This window comes from Arthrobacter sp. Leaf69, from assembly GCF_001422645.1.
In the GTDB taxonomy this organism is placed as follows: domain Bacteria; phylum Actinomycetota; class Actinomycetes; order Actinomycetales; family Micrococcaceae; genus Arthrobacter.
The window spans coordinates 678,311-700,431 of the sequence record NZ_LMLR01000001.1 but is presented as its reverse complement, the minus strand read 5'-3'; the positions used below and the strand labels follow the sequence as shown (position 1 = coordinate 700,431).

The 22,121-nt window shown below is 67.6% G+C and carries 18 protein-coding genes; 3 read left to right on the top strand and 15 right to left on the bottom strand.

Annotated features, from left to right (window positions below):
* Positions 1-33: 33 nt before the first annotated feature.
* The 6 genes from ASE96_RS03240 to mtrA all read right to left on the bottom strand — a co-directional run bounded on the left by ASE96_RS03240 (position 34) and on the right by mtrA (position 8,029).
* Positions 34-1,302, bottom strand: a complete 1,269-nt coding sequence (locus tag ASE96_RS03240; RefSeq protein WP_056425838.1) for a winged helix-turn-helix domain-containing protein — start codon at positions 1,300-1,302, stop codon at positions 34-36.
* A gap of 32 nt (positions 1,303-1,334) precedes the next feature.
* Positions 1,335-2,060 (bottom strand): ribosome hibernation-promoting factor, HPF/YfiA family, encoded by a 726-nt coding sequence (hpf, locus tag ASE96_RS03235; protein WP_056426644.1) that lies wholly within the window; start codon positions 2,058-2,060, stop codon positions 1,335-1,337.
* Positions 2,061-2,203: 143 nt separating this feature from the next.
* Positions 2,204-3,337 carry a ComF family protein gene (locus ASE96_RS19690; protein WP_268753735.1) on the bottom strand — a complete coding sequence of 378 codons (1,134 nt, stop codon included), beginning with the start codon at positions 3,335-3,337 and terminating at the stop codon, positions 2,204-2,206.
* A gap of 147 nt (positions 3,338-3,484) precedes the next feature.
* Entirely contained in the window at positions 3,485-5,206 is a 1,722-nt protein-coding gene (locus ASE96_RS03225) for an LpqB family beta-propeller domain-containing protein (protein ID WP_056425834.1), read from the bottom strand.
* A complete protein-coding gene (gene mtrB / locus ASE96_RS03220) occupies positions 5,203-6,990 on the bottom strand; it encodes an MtrAB system histidine kinase MtrB (protein WP_235500117.1) in 1,788 nt (595 codons plus the stop codon). Before mtrB ends, ASE96_RS03225 begins: the two co-directional genes overlap by 4 nt.
* Before the next feature lie 364 nt (positions 6,991-7,354).
* Positions 7,355-8,029, bottom strand: coding sequence for an MtrAB system response regulator MtrA (gene mtrA, locus ASE96_RS03215; RefSeq protein ID WP_056425831.1), 675 nt, complete (start codon positions 8,027-8,029; stop codon positions 7,355-7,357).
* 173 nt (positions 8,030-8,202) lie between these two features.
* Between mtrA and ASE96_RS03210 the strand changes: the two genes are divergently transcribed.
* On the top strand, positions 8,203-8,916 hold the full coding sequence (locus ASE96_RS03210; RefSeq protein ID WP_056425828.1) for a DUF4166 domain-containing protein: 714 nt from the start codon (positions 8,203-8,205) through the stop codon (positions 8,914-8,916).
* An 18-nt stretch (positions 8,917-8,934) separates the two neighbouring features.
* On the opposite strand, the gene ASE96_RS03205 is transcribed toward ASE96_RS03210, so the two are convergent.
* The 7 genes from ASE96_RS03205 to mnmA all read right to left on the bottom strand — a co-directional run bounded on the left by ASE96_RS03205 (position 8,935) and on the right by mnmA (position 17,654).
* Complete coding sequence (locus tag ASE96_RS03205) at positions 8,935-9,978, bottom strand: hypothetical protein (protein ID WP_056425825.1); 1,044 nt, start codon at positions 9,976-9,978, stop codon at positions 8,935-8,937.
* A 2-nt stretch (positions 9,979-9,980) separates the two neighbouring features.
* A complete protein-coding gene (locus ASE96_RS03200; protein WP_056425822.1) occupies positions 9,981-10,448 on the bottom strand; it encodes a chorismate mutase in 468 nt (155 codons plus the stop codon).
* 165 nt (positions 10,449-10,613) lie between these two features.
* Positions 10,614-12,317 (bottom strand): ABC transporter ATP-binding protein, encoded by a 1,704-nt coding sequence (locus tag ASE96_RS03195; RefSeq protein ID WP_056425819.1) that lies wholly within the window; start codon positions 12,315-12,317, stop codon positions 10,614-10,616.
* A complete protein-coding gene (locus tag ASE96_RS03190) occupies positions 12,314-13,339 on the bottom strand; it encodes an ABC transporter permease (protein ID WP_056425816.1) in 1,026 nt (341 codons plus the stop codon). Before ASE96_RS03190 ends, ASE96_RS03195 begins: the two co-directional genes overlap by 4 nt.
* Position 13,340: 1 nt before the next feature.
* Positions 13,341-14,432, bottom strand: coding sequence for an ABC transporter permease (locus tag ASE96_RS03185; RefSeq protein ID WP_056425814.1), 1,092 nt, complete (start codon positions 14,430-14,432; stop codon positions 13,341-13,343).
* Between the two features lie 128 nt (positions 14,433-14,560).
* Positions 14,561-16,195, bottom strand: coding sequence for an ABC transporter substrate-binding protein (locus ASE96_RS03180; RefSeq protein ID WP_056425811.1), 1,635 nt, complete (start codon positions 16,193-16,195; stop codon positions 14,561-14,563).
* Positions 16,196-16,541: 346 nt separating this feature from the next.
* Positions 16,542-17,654: a tRNA 2-thiouridine(34) synthase MnmA gene (gene mnmA, locus ASE96_RS03175; protein ID WP_082492541.1), complete on the bottom strand. Its 1,113-nt coding sequence runs from the start codon at positions 17,652-17,654 to the stop codon at positions 16,542-16,544.
* 225 nt (positions 17,655-17,879) lie between these two features.
* On the opposite strand from mnmA, the gene ASE96_RS03170 reads away from it, so the two are divergent.
* Positions 17,880-19,127, top strand: a complete 1,248-nt coding sequence (locus tag ASE96_RS03170) for an NAD(P)/FAD-dependent oxidoreductase (RefSeq protein ID WP_056425803.1) — start codon at positions 17,880-17,882, stop codon at positions 19,125-19,127.
* Here ASE96_RS03170 and ASE96_RS03165 read toward each other — a convergent pair.
* Positions 19,124-20,353: a cysteine desulfurase family protein gene (locus ASE96_RS03165; RefSeq protein WP_056425798.1), complete on the bottom strand. Its 1,230-nt coding sequence runs from the start codon at positions 20,351-20,353 to the stop codon at positions 19,124-19,126. The genes ASE96_RS03170 and ASE96_RS03165 overlap by 4 nt on opposite strands.
* A 50-nt stretch (positions 20,354-20,403) precedes the next feature.
* On the opposite strand from ASE96_RS03165, the gene ASE96_RS03160 reads away from it, so the two are divergent.
* A complete protein-coding gene (locus ASE96_RS03160) occupies positions 20,404-21,330 on the top strand; it encodes a DMT family transporter (RefSeq protein WP_056425795.1) in 927 nt (308 codons plus the stop codon).
* Here the strand turns inward: ASE96_RS03160 and ASE96_RS03155 are convergent.
* Positions 21,327-22,061: an ArsR family transcriptional regulator gene (locus tag ASE96_RS03155; RefSeq protein ID WP_056425792.1), complete on the bottom strand. Its 735-nt coding sequence runs from the start codon at positions 22,059-22,061 to the stop codon at positions 21,327-21,329. The two genes, ASE96_RS03160 and ASE96_RS03155, sit on opposite strands and share 4 nt — an antisense overlap.
* Positions 22,062-22,121 lie beyond the last annotated feature (60 nt).

Genomic DNA, 22,121 nt, shown 5'->3' with positions numbered 1-22,121 from the left:
CGTGTTTAGTCTACGGGAGAGACGCAGGGCCGGTTACGCCTGTTCCCTCAGAGCGGATACACCGCCTCCTGCCTTGGACACAGCGTCCGCGAGCGCCGGCGCCAGGTCCCCTTTCGGGGACACAATAACCCCGTCCAGTTGCAGCCACTCTGCCATGAGCTGCAGTTCCGCGGCGAGTTCGACGGCGGTGTCGTCCGGAGCGCCGGGCTCCGCGTGGGCTGCCCTGGCCAGCAGGAGGCCGTTGGCCCGGTCGGCCTTGAGGTCGACGCGGGCCACAATCCCGTCGCGCAGCAGGAACGGCAGCACGTAGTAGCCGAAACGGCGCTTCGGCTCCGGGGTGTAGATCTCTATGCGGTAGTGGAAGCCGAACAAGTCCTCAAGACGCCGCCGCTCGAAGACCAGCGAGTCGAAAGGGCTCAGCAGTGCCCGGCCCGTGGCCGCGCGCGGGAGTTTGGCCTCAGCGTGCCGGTAGACGGGTTTGTTCCAGCCCCGAACGGTGACGGGTCGCAGCCGGCCGGCGTTGACGAGGTGTTCCACGGCAACGGCCGACGCGCGCATGGGCGTCCGGAAGTAGTCCGCAAAGCACCGCAGCGTACCGATTCCGTGGGCGCGGGCAGCGGCATCAATGAGGCGAACCAGTGCGGCCGCCTGGTCCTGCCCGGTGTCCGCATTGGCTGCAGCGCCGGAATCATCGTCCGGCCGTTCGGGCAGGACCCTTGCGGTGAGGGTGTAGCGCCGTTCGAAGGATTCCGTGCGGGACGAGGCCGAGATGAGGCCCGCCTCGAAGAGGTGTTCCAGGACCCGCTTGACGACGTTCCAGTTCCACCCCCAGTTGTCCTGCTGCATGTCCTCCACATGGCCCAGGCGGACGGTGAGTTCGGCGGCGGTCATCGGGCGGCCGGCGGCAAGCGCCTCGAGCACCCTGGCGGCGACACCGCTGCGCAGCTCGGGGTCCATGGCGTGTGCCCCCACCCATTTCCGGCTCTGCCACAGGACCAGGTCCTGGAAGTGGTCCGGGCGGATGAAACTGGCCTCGTGGGCCCAGTACTCCATCATGCGGCGCGGGTGGGTGCCGGCCATTCGCTGGAGGATGGAGCGGTCGTAGTTCCCGAGGCGGGAAAAGAACGGCAGGTAGTGGCTCCGTGACAACACATTGACGGAGTCGATCTGCACCAGCTGCAGGCGGGCAAAGGTACGGCCCACCGCCCGTGCGGTGACGGGTCCGGCGGGCCGTACTTTGTCTAGTCCCTGGGCTGCCAGTGCGATCCGCCGGGCCTGCGGGAGGCTCAGCACTTCCTGCACGTCAGTCCTTTCGTTGAATGGTCAGCACCAGCTTAGGCGGTGGCCGGCACATCCTCGGAGCGGTAGGCGAGGATCTTCTCTTCCAGGGCAGACTCCCCGGGCTCACAGGTCTGGTCCAGGGAGATCACTCCATAGGTCCACCCGTCGCGGCGGTACACGACAGACGGCGCCTTGGTCTCCTTGTCTACGAAGAGGTAGAAGTCGTGGCCCACGAGTTCCATGTTGTCGACGGCGTCGTCGAGCGTGAGGGACGACGCGGGGAAGACCTTCCGGCGGATGAGCACGGGTGAGTCTCCGGCCGGGATATCGTTCTCGACCTCGTAGGGCGATTTTTCGGCGGGAGCCTCTTTGGGCTCCAGCCAGTGGTTCGCCTCTTCGTATATGGGCTCGCTGGTGCTCGCGGGCTCAAGTGTTGCCGTCGCCTCGGTGACGGACTTGGGGGTGTGCCTGCCGTGGTGGACCTTCTTGCGGTCCTTCGCCCGGCGCAGGCGCTCAAGAAGCTTGTTGTAAGCAAGATCGAACGCGGCGAATTTGTCTGCGGCGCTGGCTTCGGCACGAATCACGGGGCCACGGCCCAGGACAGTCAGCTCAACCGTGAGCATCTCGTCGGTCTGCCGGGCCTTGGTCTCCTTGGAAACCTTCGCGTCCACCCTCTGGACTTTGTCCCCCAGCGACGCGATCTTCGAGACCTTCTCGTCGGCGTACTCGCGGAACCGGTCTGAGACCGTCAAATTGCGTCCGCTGATCATGAACTCCATGGTGCCCTCCAAATGACTTCGGTGACACGACGGCGGCACTTCCTGGGGCTGGTCTGACTGACAGTCGAGCCCCTTTCCGAGCCGCTATCGACAGGTACATCTGTTCTTGGTACCCATCTTCGACGTTAGTTCATAGACACCTCTTATTCATCCTTTTTTGGTTTATTTTTTTCCTTGACGGGCCCGTTCCCTGCCATCTCGGGGTCAGCCGGGCCGAAGTCCAGCGCGACCGGCGGGCGTGTCGCAGCAAGGACGACGGCGCCCCTCACCAGCGCCCCGGCCGCACGCAGCGCCCGGGCCGCCTCGGCCAGCGTGGCGCCGGTGGTGAGGACATCGTCAACGATGATGCAGGGCTGTCCGTGCACCACTGGCGCCAGGACTCCGCGGCGGACCCGCATGGATCCTCGCACCCGCTGCGCACGCTCCCCGCGGCCCAGTGCCTTCTGTCCCCCGGCACCTCCGAGCGGTCCGGGCAGACGGCAGCGGGCACCGGCTGTAAGCACGGGCACCGTCAGCTGCGGCACTGCAGTCACCGGTACAGCCGCCTGCCCGGCCCGTGCGGAGGCGGACCCCAGGCGGGTCGTCCGGAGAGCGTGGGCAGTGGACAGACCTGATGGCCGGCCCGCTCCCGGCACCCGGTGCAGCCCGGCCCTGCCGAGCAGCACATGGACTGGACTGAACCCCCTCCTCCGGTAGGCGCTGCCGCTGGTTGGAACCGGAACGATCAGCAGTCCCGGAGACTCCCCCGCGGCGGCCCGGATGGCCTCCGCCAGGCCCTTCGACAACACTCCGGCGAGCTGCCTCTGGCCGTGTTTTTTGAAGGAGAGCAACGCCTGCGCCAGCTCCGCGCGGTAGGCGCCGGCAGCCACGACCGGCAGGAGTACCGAGCCGTCCACGGCCACCAGGGCGGGGGCCTGCGCTTCTGCCCGGAACGGTGTGCGCATCAGCAGCCGGAGCTGCCGTTCGCACCCGCCGCAGAGCGCGAGGTCCTCAGCCCCGCAGCACACGCAGTCCACCGGCGCGGCGAGCGCCAAAACTTCGGCCGCGGCTGCGGCGGCCAGGTCGGCCACGCGTGCCAGCGGCTGCCGGTAGGCACCACGGTGTCTTGCTGCAGCCGTGGCCGCCGGAGTCAGATCAGGGTCCGCAGCCCGCCGTGGCAGGGGCCGTCCGGTGTCCCGCCCGGCCGTTGAATCCGCCTGGGCCGGACCGGAACCAGGACCAGGACCGGCATCGGTCCCGCCGTGCACAACGTCGCGCAGTTGTCTGGAAATCACCACATGACAAGGTTCTCCCGGCGCGGCCCGCGGCGGGAAGCCCGGGAACGCCATGTGGAGAACCGCAGGCCCCGTCCGGACAGGCCACGCCCGGACAGGCTCCGCCCGGACACCGCAACCCGTCAGTCCCGACCGGGCCTCGACATTCCGCTATCCCGGATAGGACGGATCGATCGGTCCCTTGATTTGCGGGGACCAGCCGTTGCCGAGCCGCTGGAAGATGCCTTCCGTTGACTGGGCGTAGATTTCGTCCGCGCCGTTGCCCGCGCTGAGGGCTGTCAGGCCGGGCCAGGGTGCCAGCTGCTGGGGCTGGGACGAGGTGAGGAACAGCAGCTCGGGAGTCACTGTTGCGTTGGAGGAGCCCTTCATCACGGCCACTGTGGTGTCGTCCACCCACACGCCCTGATCCGGGTTGCTCGTCGCCAGAAGTGTCATCGGCTCGGTCAGGTCTTTGGGCGTGCCGTCTGCAGCCCGGACAATGCCCGCAACCTGGACCCGGCTCTTGCCGCCCTGTTCCGTGATGATGAGGGCGCGGGTGCCCTCGCGTGAGACTTTGAACTCCTTGACTGACCGCCCGGCAAGCCACGCCGGCGACACGGTCACGTTGGGCACGCCCGCTCCTATGGCCACGCCGACGGGCCGGAAGGCGATCAGCTCCGTCTCGCCCTTGGCTCCCGGCCCGGCTGTCCAGACCCAGTCGTACCGGTCGAAGGAGGGCCGCGTGAGGGTGGCGCGGCTGGTCAGCGCCCTGGCGGGCTGGCCGGGCACGATGGAGTACAGCGTGCCGCCGCCGGCGTTGAGGAAGGCCGCTGATTGTGAGACCGGGGACTCCGCCGGTGACCGGGGCGCCAGTGCCACGACGGACCGGATGTCCGGAAGCGGCGAGATCCTGTTGTTCTCATACCGGACAAGGCCGTTGTTGTTCACCGCGATCTGGCGGTCCGGCACGTTCTTGTCCCGGACCGGCGGGAGCACCGAACCGTTGTCCTCCACGCGCACGAGGTCCTGGTTGGCCCGGAGCTCGACGTTGATGACATCGGGCTGGCTGCGGAAGGTGAGGGCAAGCTGGGTCTGCATCCGCAGCCTGTCCTCGTTGGAGGCCTCCACGAGGTCCTTGGCCGTGAGGTCAACCTGGGCGGCCCCGGAAACCACAGGGACCGACTCGCGGGCCAGCTTGATGCCGGAGGGGAAGGCGCTCACGACGGCGCCCTTGAGATAAGGGGCCGGACCGCCGAGCAGCGCGCTGGTCATGGCCTTGACAGTTTTCTTCTTGATGAACCACCGGACATCGGGCACCGCGTAGGTGAAGGTGGGGTCGTAAAAATAGATCGGGTACGCGCCGTAGATGACCTTGAAGGTTTCTTCCGGGATCGCCGTTCCGTCCGGGAGCTCCGCAATCCGCCACTCCCCGTCCACTTGGGTCAGCGTCGCGGGAATGTTCTCCTTGGTTCCTTCCGGCAGCTGGGTGGCAACCCCATCCGCGTCGACGGAGTAGGACACGTCCAGTTCGTAGTTGAAGACGTTTTCGACGCCGGTCGGCACCACGCGCGCGGAGCGGAAGACGAGCACCCGCTGGTCCGGTTTCCAGGTGACCGACGACGCCTGCGTCAGGTACTGGCGTGCCACCGCGTAGTCGTCCTCGTAGCCGCTGCCGGCGAGATAGAAGTCCTCGATTACCGCTTCCGGGCTGGCCCCCGCACGCGGCGCGGTCGGAAAGAACACAGGAGCGTTTTTGGGGTTCCCCGCGCTCTCGTCCGTGCTTTTCCCCACCGGGCCCGAACGCGGGATCTGCGCGCACGAGGTCAGCAGGAACAGCAGCACCGCCAGCAGCGCTGCCGCGGCGCGCCTGGCCTTCCCTGTGGGACCGCTCATGAGCCCTCCTTCGTTCCGGTTCCCGCCGTGCCGGGGTCCGTCGCGCCGGGGCCGGACCCGTCGCCGGGGCCCTGGAACGCGCTGTCGGCGCGGGGGGCCGGCGAGTGGTCCAGCAGCAGCATGGTCCGCGCGCTCCCCCCGCTGTGAAGTCCGACGTCGACCGGCTCCAGCTGGAGGGGGGATTTCGTGATGGACTCACCCTGGCGCAACGGGAGGGTGAGGCGGAAGTTGGCACCGCTGCCCTTGCTGCCCCACGCCTGGAGCCAGCCATTATGGAGTTTTGTGTCCTCGGCGGCGATGGACAGTCCGAGGCCGCTGCCTCCGGTGGTGCGCGCACGCGCCGGATCGGCGCGCCAGAACCGGTCGAATACCCGTGCCGCTTCCGCGGGGGTCATGCCGATGCCATGGTCCCGGACGGCCACCGCAACGGCGTTGTCATTGGCGGCCACGGAGATGTTCACCGGGCGGCCTTCACCGTGCTCCAGGGCGTTCAGGATGAGGTTGCGCAGGATCCGGTCGATCCGGCGGTCATCCATGTCCACGATGATGCTGTCCGGCGGCGCGTTGAGGCTCACCACTGAACCGTACTCGGCAGCCACCGGGGCAACGCCCTCCATCACATGCGACACGAGCTGCCCGATATCGCCCGGTTCGGCGTCGAGCGTTGCCACGCCGGCGTCGAAGCGGGAGATCTCCAGCAGATCGGCCAGGAGGGACTGGAAACGCTCCACCTGGTTGTAGAGCAGTTCCGCGGAACGCTTGTTGATGGGATCGAAATCCTCGCGTGCGTCGTAGAGCACTTCTGCAGCCATCCGCACGGTGGTGAGCGGGGTCCGCAGCTCATGGGAGACGTCCGAGACGAACCGCTGCTGCATTTGGGACAGGGTGGCCAGCTGGGTGATCTGTTCCTGCAGGCTGGCGGCCATGTGATTGAAGGAGGCCCCGAGCCGGGCCACCTCGTCCTCGCCCTTGACCACCATGCGTTCCTGCAGTTGCCCCGCCGCGAGTTTCTCGGACACAACTGCCGCATGGCTGACCGGGCTGACGACGTTCCGGGTCACATACCAGGCCACGGCACCAATCAGCAGCGCCAGTACGGCGCCGCCGGCCAGCAGCACGTTCTGGATCTCGTCGAGCGTCTTTTGTGCCGTATTCAGGTCGTAAATTAAGTACAGCTCATAGACCGTGCCGTTGAAGGTGACCTTGTTGCCAACGGCTATCCCGGGCCGGTCTTCGGTGCCCACGGGGAACTCCGTGGAGGCCCAGAACTGCTCCTTGCCGGAATCCTGCACGGACTTGCGCAGTTCCGGCGGGATAACGCTGATGGTGAGCTGGTCCGAGGCCCGCGACTCGACCCAGCGGTTGCGGGGTTTGGTCTGCTCCGGCATCGCCTCAAAGACGTAGCGTCGCTGGATGACGGAGCCGCGGCCTTCGACCGCGTTCAGTGTGTCGTAAACGAGCGTGATGACGCTGGACTGATCGGTGACCTGGGCGCCGTCAAAGGTGTCCTGGACCTGCTTGACGTTGTAGCGCGTCTCCGACTCGGCCTGGACGAGCCGTTCCTGGAAGAGGTTGTGGGCGATCTGGTTCGACAGGTACGCGCCGACCACGGCGAAGGACGTGATCGCCAGCAGAAGCGTGGTCAGCACCGTTCGGAACTGCAATGACCGCCGCCATTTGCGGTGCAATGAGCGGAGCAGGTAGCGCAGGCCCGGGAGCAGGCCGGCGGCTCCGATCCGGACCAGCCTCGCCACTCGCACGCCTACAATCCGGGCGCGCTTCACCCAGAGCCGGGTGCGGAAGCGGGTGGCATGCCAGCGGGCGGCCGGACCGTTCCGGCGGGGGCCGGGTGCCGCCGTGCCGGGTTCGACCGTGCCGGGTTCGACGGCGGCGGGTTCCACGGCGTCGGGCGCGACCGTGCCGGGTTCGACCGTGCCGGGTTCGACGGCGTCGGGCGCGACCGTGCCGGGTTCGACGGCGTCGGGCGCGACGGCGTCGGGTTCGACGGCGTCGGGTTCGACGGCAGCGGGCGCCGCCTTGCCCGGCTCGCGGAGATCAACCGAAGTGCGGGCGGCGTTCTCGGCAGCGGCCCCGTCCACGGGGGCCCTCACCGGCCCCGGACCTCTTCCAAGGGGGCCGTCCGACGGTTCAGGACCCTGCTTTATAGCCGACACCACGGACCGTCAATACAACTTCGGGGGCTTCCGGGTCGCGTTCGATCTTCGACCTCAGCCGCTGGACGTGGACGTTGACCAGCCGCGTGTCGGCAGCGTGCCGGTAGCCCCAGACCTGCTCCAGGAGGAGTTCCCGGGTGAAGACCTGCCAGGGTTTACGGGCCAGAGCCACCAGCAGGTCGAATTCCAGCGGTGTCAGCGAAATGCGCTCGGTGCCCCGGCTGACGAGGTGTCCGGCAACGTCGATGGTGACATCGGCGATACGCAGCGTCTCCGGCGCCTTCTGGTCGCCGGGCCGGAGCCGGGCCCGGACCCGGGCGACGAGCTCGGCCGGTTTAAACGGCTTCGGCACGTAGTCATCGGCCCCGGACTCGAGGCCGCGGACCACATCGGAGGTGTCTGCCTTGGCGGTGAGCATCACGATCGGCACATCGGAGTCGGCACGGATCTGTCGGCAGACTTCAATGCCGTCCATGCCCGGGAGCATCAGATCCAGCAGCACGAGATCCGGCTTGGCGGAGCGGAACACGTCCATCGCCTGCGCGCCGTCAGCGCAGAAGACGGGCTCGAACCCGTCATTGCGCAACACAATACCGATCATCTCGGCCAGCGCCTCGTCATCGTCCACTACCAGAATGCGTGCCTTCATATGTATATATTCCCCTATTGAAATGGCTTTGTCGTATTCACCGGTGCCCGGGCATGGCGCCGACCGTGTCCGGAGCACTCCCGGTGCCGCCCGCGGGGGCGCTGTGACAAACTGCCGCCAGTACCGCATGCTGGCAGGAGCCCGCCAACCGGCCAGCAACCCAGGAGGATTCTGTGAGCACCCCAATCTACGAGCGTGCGCTCGGCGCTGACTTTGCCCGGTTGCAGCCGCAGCTGCAGGAGTACTTCGCGCTGGCTCCGGGTTCCGGCCGCTACGGCGTCGGCGAAGGAGTGTTCGAGGTGGTTGGCTGCCGGCAGAAGTGGCTCCGCCCGCTGCTGCGCCTGGCCAGCGGCGAGGAGTCCTTTTTCCCGGAGTACGGCGAGGGCGTCCGGTTCCGGATCGAGAACCACGCCCACGTGGACCCGTTCGGCCGCTCCAGCCTCACCGCCCGGCGCGAGATCTTTTTCCCGGACATTACCCGGTTGTTCCACGACACCACCAGCTTCGATGAATCCAGCACCCGCCACGGCCTGGTGGACTACGTCGGGCGTTACCGGCGGCTTGTCACGGACCTCAACCTCAGCGTCACCGCCGGGGGCAGGCTCCGGGGAGTGTCAGAGGCCTCGCGTCTCTTCCTGGGACCGCTGCGGATTCCCCTGCCGGCCGCCCTGGACGCCAAGGCCTACGCCGAACAGTGGTGGTCGCCGGACGAGGGCGCGGCAGGAAAGCACAGGATCCAGGTGAAGGTGATCCAGCCGCAGCTGGGGCTGGTCCTGGTCTATGCCGGGCACTTCGACTATCGGCTGGAACCGTACCCCGGCGGCCTGTCGGCCCCGGGGTACCTTCCGGACCGCGCCAGGCCGGACCGCTGGGAAGGGCGCAGCTAAGGCGGTGCCGCCCCTGCCCTAGCCAAGCGCGAGCTGGTTGAGGCCGTCGGCGACCTGGGTCAGCCGCGTCAGCACAGCCGTCGCGGACGACGGCGAATGGCCGGCCAGCCCGCCCGAGGGCGTGACCCGCAGGGCACTGAGGGTCGAGGCCGGCAGGCCCAGTTGGCGCCAGGGCCGCCAGACGGTCTCCACGACGTCGGCGACGCGGGGCGGCGCAGCAGTGACGTCGGAGACATCGACAGCACCGGCCCACAGCCGTTTGCCCGCCTCCACCGCGCCGGCGAGGGTTTCCCACTGGCGCGAGGTCAGCGCGCGCAGGGGCACGGCGATCCCGTCCGCCCCGGCCGCCAGGATCCGGTCGAAGGGCGCCTCGACTTCCGGGACGGCGACCACCACCTCGACGGCGCCGGCCGCCCGCAGGGCATCGATGACCAGCTGCCACGCATCGGTGGCTTCCCTGCCCGGCACGGAGCGCAGGGTCCGGTAGCCGCTGGACGTGGGAATGGTGCCGGCCAGCACCGAGGCGATCTCCGGCTCGTCGATCTGGACCACGATGCGGGCCCCGGGGGCCGCGGCAGCGACGCGGCTGAGGTAGCCGCCGGCACCCGCCGCCAGGGAGGCCGCGAGGTCGCGCCGGGCACCGTGGTCGATCAGGGCACGCTCGCCGTTGTGCAGATGCAGGCCCGCGGCGAGACTGAGCGGGCCCCGGAGCTGGACTTTGATGTCCAGCGCCGGGGTGTCCTCGGCGCCGATCACGTCTGCGAGGATGTTGATGTCGGTGGACAGTGCCGAGCGTGCCCGCCTGAAGTCCTTGCCGGGCCGGTCCACGATCCGCCAGCCGTAGGGCTGCACGTCCACGGAGAGGTCCACCAGCAGGGAAGCGGTCCGGCCCAGCGCATCGGAACCGACGCCCCGGTCCGGCAGTTCCGCAAGGAAGGGCAGGTGCGGGCTGCCAAGCTCACCACGGATGATGCGCGCGGCCTCAACCGGGTCCTCGCCGGGCCAGGGGCCCAGTGCGGTGGCGGTAACCTGCTCCGGCTGCGCTGTCTGAGGTGCGGCCACGGCTAGGCGGTGGCGGAGATGGTCGGGCCGGCGGGGCCGGTTGCTTCACCGGCGGGCCGGGGGCGCAAGGACTGCGTGGCCTGGTGATCGGCGGCCAGTGCCGCCTCGTGGCCTTCGGCGATGGCTTCGTGGTGCCGGATGACCTCGCCGATGATGAAATTGAGGAACTTCTCAGCAAAGGCCGGGTCCAGGTGGGCCTCGGCAGCGAGGCGCCGCAGCCGTGCGATCTGCGCCGTCTCCCTGCCCGGGTCTCCAGCGGGAAGCTTGTGGGTGGCTTTCAGGAATCCGACCTTCTGGGTCGCCTTGAAGCGCTCGGCCAGCAGGTAGACAAGGGTGGCATCGATGTTGTCGATGCTGGAGCGGATCGACAACAGCTCCGCCATCACCGCGGGGTCCACCTGACCGGCCAGCGAACTGGCCTCGGGGTCATAGGAATCGGCTTCAGGATGAGTCTGGTTCTGCTCGGTCATTGACCCAGTCTAGGGGCACCTGCGCTAATCACTTCTGCTGTTAAGCGCCGCCTGGGCGGCTGCCCGGGGAACCTTCCTGTGCCCTTTCCCTACCTGCACAAAGGGACATGCCCACCGTTCGCAGCGAACGGCGGGCATGTCCCTTCAGGCAGTTGCCGGAGCGGCCTAGCCGTGAAGGACGGCGCGGAATTCCTCGCGGCGCCGGGCCTGCTCGTCCGGATCCGGTACCGGCAGGGAGGCAATGAGCTTCTTCGTGTACTCGTGCTGCGGGTTGCCCATCACTTGGTTACCGAGGCCCTGTTCCACCATTTTGCCCTTGTAGAGCACCCCGACCCAGTGGGACAGGATATCCACGACAGCGAGGTCGTGGCTGATGAACAGTGCGGCGAAGCCGAATTCGGCCTGGATGTCCCTGAACAGCTCCAGCACCACGGCCTGCACCGACACGTCCAGGGCCGACGTCGGCTCGTCGGCGATCAGCAGCTTCGGGTTCAGGATGAGCGCCCGTGCGAGCGAGGCGCGCTGCCGCTGACCGCCGGAGAGCTCATGCGGGAACCGGTCGGCGTAAGCTGCCGGCAGCTGGACGGCTTCCAGCAGTTCCCGGGTACGTTGCCGGGCCTGGGCCGGGGTCGGGTTGGTGTGGATGATCAGGGGTTCGGCAATGCAGTCCCCGATGGTCAGCTGCGGGTTGAAGGACGCGGCCGGGTCCTGGAACACGAACCCGATCTCCTTGCGCAGCGGCTTGAACGTGCGCTCCTTCAGGTTGAGCATCTCGTAGCCCAGGACTTTCAGGCTGCCGCCGGTGGTCCGGTTGAGTCCGGCGATGGCCCGCCCGATCGTCGTCTTGCCGGAGCCGGACTCCCCCACGAGGCCGAAGACCTCCCCCTCGGACAGGGTGAAGTTGACCCCGTCCACGGCTTTGAAAGCGGGGCTTCCCAGCCGGCCGGGGTATTCGATGGTCAGGTTCTTGGCCTCGACCAGCACCTTGCCGCCCTGGTGGGCGCGCTCCGTCATGCCGGCCGAGGCGGAGTTCCGGCCCAGGTGCGGGACCGCGGCCAAAAGCTTCTTGGTGTAATCCTGCTTCGGCTCGGCGAACAGCACCCGCGAGGACGCCTCTTCGACGACGTCGCCCCGGTACATCACGACGACACGGTCGGCGAGGTCCGCCACGACACCCATGTTGTGCGTGATGAGCACGATCGAGGTGCCGTACTGGTCCCGGAGATCCCGCAGGAGTTCGAGGATTTCGGCCTGCACCGTGACGTCCAGGGCAGTGGTCGGCTCGTCGGCCACGATGAGCCCCGGGTTAAGAGCCAGTGCCGCGGCGATGACGACGCGCTGTTTCTGCCCGCCGGAGAACTGGTGCGGATAGTAGTTGACCCGGGTTTCCGGGTCCGGGATGCCCACCTTGCGGAGCGCTTCGATGGCGCGGGTCTTAGCTTCCTTGGCGCTGACCCGCGCACCTCCCCCGTGGCCGGCATGGGAGCGGATGCCTTCGGCGATCTGCCAGCCGACCGTAAAGACCGGGTTCAGGGCGGTGGACGGTTCCTGGAAGACCATGGCCACGTCCCGGCCCCGGATCTCCCGGAGCTTCGCCGGGCTGACGCTGATGACGTTGCTGCCGTTGATCAGCACCGCGCCGGAGCTGATGGCGGTTTCCGGCAGCAGGCCAAGGATGGTCTTGGCGGTGACGGTCTTCCCGGAGCCGGATTCGCCCACGATCGCCACGACCTCGCCGGGGTTGACCTGCAGGCTGACGTCCTTGACGGCGTACACGTCACCGGCGTCGGTGGCGAAGGTGACCTTGAGGTGGTCGATGTCGAGGACCGGGCCGGCGCCTGTGCCGGGCTTGTCGATGTTGATGGTCATGAACTTCTCACTTCTGCGTCGAGTGCAGCCTGGGCGCCGGTGGTGGAATCCGGGCCGCCCTTGCCGGAGACAGCCTTCTTGCGGCCCCGCAGGCGGGGGTCGTTGAGGTCGTTGATGCTCTCGCCGACCAGGGTCAGCCCGAGGACGGTCAGCACAATGGCAAGGCCGGGGTACACGCCGGTCCACCAGATACCGGATGTGGTGTCCGCGAGGGCCTTGTTGAGGTCGAAGCCCCACTCCGCGGCCGACGTCGGCTCAATGCCGAAGCCCAGGAAGCCCAGGCCGGCGAGGGTGAGGATGGCCTCGGAGGCGTTGAGGGTGAAGATCAGGGGCAGGGTGCGGGTGGCGTTCTTGAAGACATGGAGGCGCATGATCCGGATGTTGGAGGCGCCCACAACCTTCGCCGATTCCACGAACGGTTCGGCCTTGAGCCGGATGGTCTCAGCCCGGATGACACGGAAGTACTGCGGGATGAAGACGACCGTGATGGAAATCGCCGCCGCGAGGATGCCGCCCCAGAGGCTGGACCGGCCACCGCTGATGGCAATCGCCATGACGATGGCCACGAGCAGGGGCGGGAAGGCGTAGATGGCGTCCGCAATCACCACGAGGGTCCGGTCCAGCCCGCCGCCGATATAGCCGCTGACCAGGCCCAGGATCACACCGATGAAGATCGACATGACCACGGCCACAACAATCACGAGGACAGCCGTCTGGGCCCCCCACACGACCCGGGAGAAGACGTCATAGCTGCCGACGGTGGTGCCCCAGAGATGTTTCCCGCCCGGTGGCTGCTGCGACGGGAAGTTGCCTTCCGCGTCGGAAATCTGGGAGAAGCCGAAGGGCGCGATCAGGGGCGCGAAGATCGCGGTCAGCAGGAAGAGCGCGGTCAGGACGAGCCCTCCCACGAGCATGCCCCGCTGCAGTCCGACGCTCTTGTTGAACTGCGAGATGATCGGCAGGCGCCGGAACCAAGGTCCTCGGGGGTCCTTGACGGGTTCATTGACAGCAGTGGTGCTCATATCAGTACCTCACGCGAGGGTCGATCAGCGCGGCGACAATGTCCACGAAGAAGTTGGTCACGGCCACGATCACGGCAAGGAGGACCACGATGCCCTGGACAGCCACGAAGTCGCGGGCTGTCAGGTAGGTCGCGAGCTGGAAGCCCAGGCCTTTCCATTCGAACGTTGTCTCGGTCAGCACCGCGCCGCCCAGCAGCACGGCGATCTGGAGCCCCATGACGGTGATGATGGGAATGAGGGCCGGTTTGTAGGCGTGCTTGGTCAGGAGACGGTATTCGCTGACACCGCGGGAGCGGCCGGCCTCGACGTAGTCCTTGCCGAGCGTGCCGATCACGTTGGTCCGGACCAGGCGCAGGAAGATGCCGGCGGTCAGCAGGCCGAGGGCGAGGGCAGGCAGGACGGCATGTGCCATGACGTCGGCCAGGGCTGCCATGTTGCCGCTGCGGATGGCGTCCAGCCAGTAAATACCCGTGGGGGCCTCAAGCGAGGTCAGGGCGAGCTCGGTGGCGGGCGTCGCGCGTCCGGCGACCGGCAGCCAGCCCAGCCAGACCGAAAAGGTCAGCTTGAACAGCAGGCCCGAGAAGAAGACCGGCGTGGCGTAGCAGAGGATCGCGAAGACGCGCAGGCCGGCGTCCGGGCCCTTGTCGCGCCGGTGTGCGGCGATCAGTCCCAGCGGGATGCCCACAACCAGGGCGACCAGCAGGGCGTTGATGGTCAGTTCCAGGGTGGCTGCGCCATATGTGACGAGCATCTCCGCGACCGGGCGGTTGTCAGAAAGGGTGGTACCGAAGTTGCCCGTAAGGAGCTGGGACAGGTACTCGAAGTACTGCACGAAGATGGGCCGGTCGTAGCCGGCCGCGGTGATTCTCTCCGCGAGCTGTTCTGGCGGGAGCCTGCCGCCCAGGGCGGCGGTAATCGGATCGCCGGTGGTGCGCATCAGGAAGAACACCATGGTGACCAGGATGAGGATGGTCGGGAAGATCAGGAAGAACCGGATGAAGATGTATCGGCCCAGTCCCCCGCCGGTCGATTTCTTCTTCATCGGCAGGAGGCCTTCGCCGTCGGTTGGCGGCGCCTCGATAAGTGTTGTCATTGGTACCTAAATGTGTGTTCCGCGAACCTTGTGGGCCGCGGAATCGGTTGTCCTGTATCAGCACCAGAGGCGGGACGCCGTGAGGGCGCCCCGCCTCGTTGGCTGGTCAGAACCGGATGGGGATTGACCTACTTGGAGATAACACCAAGGCGGGTCTTGAAGGAAGCATCCAGGGTCTGGTCAACGCCCTTGACGTCCTTGCCGGCGACCATCAGCTGGGCGCCCTGCAGCAGCGGCAGCGTGGACAGGTCCTTGGCGACGGCGGTCTGGGCCTCGCCCAGGACCTTTTCACGCTCGGCCTTGTCGACGGTGGTCAACTGCTTGTTGATCAGGTCCGTGACAGCCGGGTTTTCGTAGTGGTTCTTCAGGAAGTTGCCGGGGACGAAGAACGGCGTGAGGTAGTTGTCGGCGTCGGAGTAATCCGGGAACCAGCCGAGCTGGTAGACCGGGTAGACGTCCTTGGTGCGGTCCTTGTTGTACGTGACCCACTCGGTGGACTGCAGCTCAACCTTGAACAGGCCCGACTTCTCCAGCTGTTCCTTGACCATGGCGTACTCGTCGCCCGAAGACTTGCCGTAGTGGTCCGGGTTGTACTGGAGCTTGATGGTGACCGGCGCGGTGACTCCGGCGTCAGCGAAGACCTGCTTGGCCTTGTCGAGGCTGGGCTTGCCGCTTCCGTCGCCGTACATTTCCTTGAGCGGCTGGATGGCACCGACGAAGCCGTCAGGAACGACGGAGTAGGCCGGCACGTACGTGTCCTTGTAGACCTGGCTGGCGATCGCGTCGCGGTCGACGACGTGTGCCATGGCCTGCCGGACGGCAAGAGCCTTCGCGGGATCGGCGTCGGCGCTCTTGGCGCCGAACGGCATGGTGTCGAAGTTGAACACGATGTAGCGCAACTCGCCGCCCGGACCCTTGTGGACCTTGACCTTGGAGTCCTTTTCGAGGTCCGCGGCGTCGGTGGCCGTCAGGCTGCGGCCCGCGACGTCGATGTTGCCCTGCTGGACGTCCAGCTTGAGGTTGTTCGAATCGGCGTAGTACTTGATCGTGGCGCCGCCGTTGGCCGGCTTGCCCAGCAGGCCCTGGTAGTCCGGGTTGACTTTGAGGCCGACGAGCTCGTTCTTCTTGTAGCTCTCGATCGTGTAGGGGCCTGCGAAGGGCTTGCCCTTGACGATTTCGTCGTCGGTCATCAGCTTGTCCGCCGGGAAGACCTCTTCGTCGATGATCGGCCCGGCGTTGGCTGCGAGGACGCCCGGGAAGACCTGGTCATTGCCGGCCTTGAGCTTGAAGACCACCGTGGTGTCGTCCTTGACGGTGACCGAGTCGAGGTTGCCCAGTAGCGAGGCCGGGCCGTTGTCATCCGCGATGCTGACCACGCGGTCGATCGAGAACTTCACGTCGGAGGACGTCAGTGCGTGGCCGTTGGCGAACTTGAGGCCGGGCTTGAGCTTGACGGTGTATTCGGTGGGGCTCGTGAAGGAAGCCGACTCGGCAATGTCCGGAGTGGAGTCAGCAGTGCCCGGCTTGGAGTTGAGCAGGAACGGATAGATCTGGTTCATCACCATAAAAGAACCGGCGTCGTACGAGCCGGCCGGGTCGAGGGTAACAACCTTGTCGGTGGTGCCGTACGTAATGGTGCCTCCGCCGGCCGCGCTGCCGGACGCCGTTCCGCCGCCGGAAGGTCCGGTGCAGGCGGTCAGTGCGAAGGCGGATACCCCGGCGAGCGCGATGGCGCTCTGCAGGGCCTTTTTGTTCATTGCCATCTGTGAACTTTCTGTTCGATGAGTACTGGTGCTCGCCCTGACGTACTTGAGACGACTCGGAGGGCGGCACGCTGTCCTGATCCCTCGATTCAACCAGACGACCAACAGGTGAATCGTTACATCTTGTGAGATGAGACACAAAATTTACACGAACGGGCGGAACTCATCATTATCTTCTGGAATCCCGCGTGAATTTCGGCAGAGTGCCGGGGGCTGCCGCGCAGCTCAGGCACTGCGCGGCCCAAGCGCTGCGAACCGACGAAAAGAGGCCGCGCACCAACGGTGCGCGGCCTCTTTCGATGGGCCATGGGATGGCCTGCGGCGGTGTCGTCCGATAACGGGTGACCTAGAGGGCCGCCCGCTGCAGCGAACGCGCCGCGTCGATGGTGGCCTGGCCCAGCACCCGGCTGCCCTGGTACAGCACCACGGTCTGGCCGGGGGCCACCCCGCGCAGGGGCTCCGTCAGGGTGACGACAAGGCTGCCGGACTCCATATGCGCCGTGGCGGGTACGGGGTCACCGTGTGCCCGGACCTGGGCATAGCAGTCGAATTCCTCGCCGTTGTGTACCTCGGCGATGGGCAGCCCCGCCCAGGAGACCTTGATGCCGCGGATCTCGTCGATGGCCAGGAGCGCCTCGGGCCCCACCACCACCTTGTTTTCCTTGGGGCGGATTTCCAGCACAAAGCGCGGCTTGCCGTCGGCGGCCGGGGTGCCGAGCTTCAAACCGCGGCGCTGGCCGACCGTGAACGCATTGGCCCCGGGGTGCTCGCCCACCTTGGCACCGGACTCGTCCACAATGTCGCCGGTGGTCATCTCGATCTTCTCGGCCAGCCATCCGGCGGTGTCGCCGTCGGGGATGAAGCAGATGTCATGGCTGTCCGGCTTGTTGGCCACGGACAGGCCGCGGCGCTCCGCTTCGGCGCGGACCTCGGCCTTGGACGGCGTATCCGCGAGCGGGAACATCGAGTGCTTGAGCTGTTCGTGCGTGAGGACACCCAGGACATAGCTCTGGTCCTTGGCCCAGTCCGCGGCGCGGTGCAGCTCGGGGTTGCCCTCGGCATCGTTGATGACCTTGGCATAGTGGCCGGTGCAGACGGCGTCGAACCCCAGGGCGATCGCCTTCTCCAGCAGCGCGGCGAACTTGATCCGTTCGTTGCAGCGCATGCACGGGTTCGGCGTGCGCCCCGCGGCGTATTCATCGATGAAGTCCTGGACCACGTCCTCCTTGAAGCGCTCCGAGAAGTCCCACACGTAGTAGGGAATCCCGAGCACGTCGCAGGCCCGCCAGGCGTCGCGGGAATCCTCGATGGTGCAGCAGCCTCGGCTGCCGGTGCGCAGGGTTCCGGGCATCCTGGACAGCGCCAGGTGGACCCCGACGACGTCGTGTCCCGCCTCGACGGCGCGGGCTGCGGCAACGGCGGAATCGACGCCGCCACTCATGGCTGCAAGAACTCGCATACTGACTTTCTCTGGGGTTCAGGGGGTTGTTGCCGGCCCGGGCGGCTGCTGGACGCAGAAATAGCACAATGCCGGCCGACCCATTCTATCGCCACGCCGAATCCTCACCCAAAAGGCCTTGACGGCCCTCCGGCGTGATTCTAAAGTCAAAAGTGACAGTTTTAGATACCCTTCCCGCGACAGGCGGCCCCGGGCGTGCCGGCGGCCGCAGGAATCGAGCACACTGTGGCCTCCTCCGAAAACATCGTGATCGTGGGCGGCGGCCTCGCCGGCGCCACCGCGGCCAAGACCCTCCGCGCGGAAGGTCACGGCGGGCCGGTGATCCTGCTGGCGGAGGAGCGGCACCACCCTTACCTGCGACCGCCGCTGTCCAAGGACTACCTCCTAGCCAAAGTCGACGACGACGCCCTGTCCGTCGTGCCGGCGGACTGGTACGCGGAGAACGGGGTGGACCTGCGGCTGGGCGCCGCCGTCACGCGGATTGATCCGGCAGCCCGCTGCGTGATTTTTCCGGACGGCCGGACGCTGGGCTACTCCTCGCTGCTGCTGGCCACCGGGGCACGTCCCCGGCACATTCCGCTGCCCGGCAGCGACCTGGAGGGGGTCAGCACGTTCCGCACCGTGGAGGACAGCCGCCGGCTGCGCGCTGCCCTGGCCGACGGCGGCCTCAACGTCGTGATGATCGGTTCGGGCTGGATCGGGATGGAGTTGGCCGCGGCGGCGAGCGCCTACGGGAATTCCGTCACGCTGCTGGGGCTGGAGGAGGTGCCGCTCAGTGCGGCGATCGGGCCGGAACTGGGCGGCTTCTTCCGTTCGCTGCACGAAGCGAACGGCGTCCGCTTCCGGCTTCCCGCCTCGGCCGCCGGGATCAGCGGCCAGTCGGGCCGGGTCACCGGCGTGGTCACGGATGCCGGGGACGTCCTGCCCGCGGACCTGGTGATCATTGCCGTGGGGGTGGTTCCCGAGGTGTCGCTCGCCGAGGCGGCGGGGATCGCGCTGGAGAACGGCATCCTCGCTGATGCCTCGCTGCGGACCTCAGTGCCCGGAATCTTTGCCGCCGGGGACGTCGCGAACGCCCTGCACCCCTTCACCGGCCAGCACCACCGCAGCGAACACTGGTCCAATGCCCTCAACGGCGGCAAAGTGGCGGCCAGGGCGATGCTCGGGCGGGACGCCTCCCTGGACACGGTCCCCTACTTCTACACCGACCAGTTCGACGTCAGCATGGAGTACTCCGGCTTCCCGGCACTCGTCTCGGGGCCGCCCACCATCCGGGGTTCGCTCGAGGGCAAGGAGTTCCTCGCCTTCTGGCAGCGCGATGGCCGGGTGGTGGCTGGCATGAGCGTGAACTGGCCTCGCTCCGGCAAGCCGCAAAAGCTGATCAAGCAGCTCATCTCGGCGAAAACCGCCGTGAGCCCTGCCGCCCTGGCCGATCCGGACATCCCGCTCGACGGGCTCCTGCCGCACGCCTAGTCCGTGGCGGCGGCCTGTCGGGCGACGGTGCCCGCGGTCTGGATGCTGGACTCGTGGCCGGCCATGCCGGCCTGCCGCGCGCGGGCGTAGGCCCCGGGCAGTGCCGCCAGCAGCGCGTCGACGTCGGCCTCGGTGGAGGAATGACCCAGGCTGAACCGCTGGGCGCCGCGGGCCGTGTCCTCATCCAGTCCCATGGCCAGCAGCACGTGGGACGGCCGGGGGACCCCGGCCGTGCAGGCCGACCCGGTGGAGGATTCGATCCCGGCCAGATCGAGCAGGAACAACAGTGAGTCGCCTTCGCATCCGGGGAAGGTAAAGTGGGCGTTGCCCGGCAGCCGCCCGTGGCCCGGGGTCCCGCGCAGCACAGCGTCGGGCACCGCTGCCAGGACGCCGTCGATCAGCCGGTCCCGGAGGACCGCAATGCGTGCCGCTTCCTTCGGAAGGTTGGCGGCCACGGCTTCGGCCGCCGCGGCAAAGGCTGCAATGGAGGCGGTGTCCAGGGTCCCGGAGCGGACGTCCCGTTCCTGTCCCCCGCCGTGCTGCACCGGGGTCAGCTTCACGGCCCGGCCCAACATCAGCGCCCCGACGCCGACCGGGCCGCCGATCTTGTGCCCCGAGATGGACATGGCGTCCAGCCCGGAGACGCGGAAATCCACAGGCACGGAGCCGAAGGCCTGGACGGCGTCCGAGTGGACCGGAACGCCGGCCCGGTGCGCCAGCTCGACGATCTCCGCCACGGGCTGGATGCTGCCGATTTCGTTGTTGGCCCACATCACCGTGACCAGGGCGATCGAGGCGGGGTCCCGGGACAGCTCGGCCGCCAGCACGGCCAGGTCCACGACGCCGTCCGCATCCACCGGCAGCCAAGTCACCTCGGCGCCCTCGTGCCGCTCGAGCCATTCGACGGTGTCCAGCACGGCGTGGTGCTCGACGGCGGAGCACAGGATCCGCGTGCGCTGCGGGTTCCCGGCGTGCCGGGCCCAGTACAGGCCTTTCACGGCCAGGTTGTCGGCTTCGGTTCCGCCCGAGGTAAAGATGACTTCGGAGGGGTGCGCCCCGGCCGCGGCAGCCAGCACCTCGCGGGCATCCTCGACGGCGCGGCGGGCGCGGCGGCCCGATCCGTGGAGTGACGACGGGTTGCCGGTGCGGGCCAGCTCACGGGTCAGCGCCGCCAGGGCCTCCGGGGCCAGGGTGGTGGTGGCGGCATGGTCAAGGTATACGGGCACAGGCCAATTCTACCCGCGGTCCCGGCACGGCCCTGGTGTACATTCGAGCGGTGAAAGCGTCCGTGTACCTGGTCCTGGCCACACTCTTCTGGTCCGGGAATTTCATTGTCGCCCAGGCCGCCGTCGCCTCGATGACGCCCCTGGACCTGACGTTCTGGCGCTGGACGCTGGCCGCCGTACCGCTGGTGCTGCTGGCCCACTTCGTGGAGAAGCCGGACTGGCGCGCGGTGCTGCGCCGCTGGCCGGTGCTCCTCCTTCTCAGCGTGCTGGGCATGAGCGGCTACACGCTTTTGCTGTACGGCGCCCTCGGCCACACCTCGGCAATGAACGCGTCGCTGATCACTGCGGCCAACCCGGCCCTGATCGTTGTGCTGGCGATGGTCCTGACCGGCGAGAAGACCACGCGGCGCGGCTGGTTCGGCATCACCCTCGGCCTTCTTGGCGTCCTGCTGGTGTTGACCCGGGGCGAGCTGCAGCGGGTAGTCAGCCTGTCCCTGAATATCGGTGAAGTCATGATGATCGGGGCGATCTTCGTCTGGGGCTGCTACACGATCATCGCCCGCAGGCTGGACGTGCCGGCCATAACGGCCACCGCGACGCAGGTGGTGATCGCCGGCGTGACGCTGGCGCCCTTGGCCGTCGCCGCGAACGTGCGGCTTCCCGAGACGCCGGCCGAGGCGTGGTCTCTGGCCTACATCGTGGTCTTCCCGTCCCTGGGCGCCTACCTCCTGTGGAATCTTGCCCTGAAGACCACAGCGCCGGGTACCGCCGGGAACTACCTCAACCTGATTGTGGTCTTCACGGCGGTGATCACCGTGGTGCTGGGGACGCCGCTCACCATCGTTCAGATCATGGGCGGCCTGTTGGTAATCGCAGGGGTGCTGCTGACCGGGACGAAGGGGCGGTCAAAGTCCCCGGCGCCCGCCGTCCCGACGCCGGCCTCCGACCCCGCCCCGACGGGCCGCCACACACCCTAAGGCCGGATCCGGGCGCAGCACTGCGCCGGCTGCGCGGCGCCCAGGGCGCGAAGCTCGTCGATGGCGAGAGCCTGCACCCGGTCCGGATCGACTCCGCACCCCGCCGCGGCCCCTCCCAGAAACGCACCGTTCATGGCACAGACCACATCGGTGTGGCCCTCGGCGATCCGGTGGAAAGGACAGTTGAGCAGCACCAGGCCGCCCTCGCCGTCGTCCTCCGGACGGTAGCCCTCCGCCGCGAGGAACCCGGCAAAGTCGGTGCCCGCCGCTGCCGCCCGGGCATCGTCCTGTTCCGTCAAGTCGGCCCTGGCATGGGCTGCCGCCACCCCCCTGGCGTAGGCGGTCCGCACCAGCGCTTCGCGGGCGGAACCGCCGTCGGCCGCCGACTCCTCGATGGCCGCGACCATCAGTTCGGCGGCCAGGTCGTAGTTACGGTCCGGCACCGACGCAGCAACTTCCCTGACGGCGGCCAGATACAGCTTTGCCGGCCGGCCCGACCCGGGCCCGCCCCTGCCCCCAAGCTTCCTGAATTCCACGGCCAGGAGCCCGTCCTGCACCAGCCGGTCCAGCTGGAAGGACGCCGTGCTCCGGGGCAGGCCGAGGGCTCCGGCGGCGTCGTCGCGACTGACAGCACGCCCGGCCGAGGCGACGAAATCGAACAGCTTCCGGCGGCTTTCGTCCCGCAGGGACGCGACGGCCGCAATCCTGCGGTTCCAAGGGGATCGGATCATGAAATCAGCCTAGCTCTAAAAACAAGATTCATTGCTTAATCGCTGGTTCCATTCTAAAAT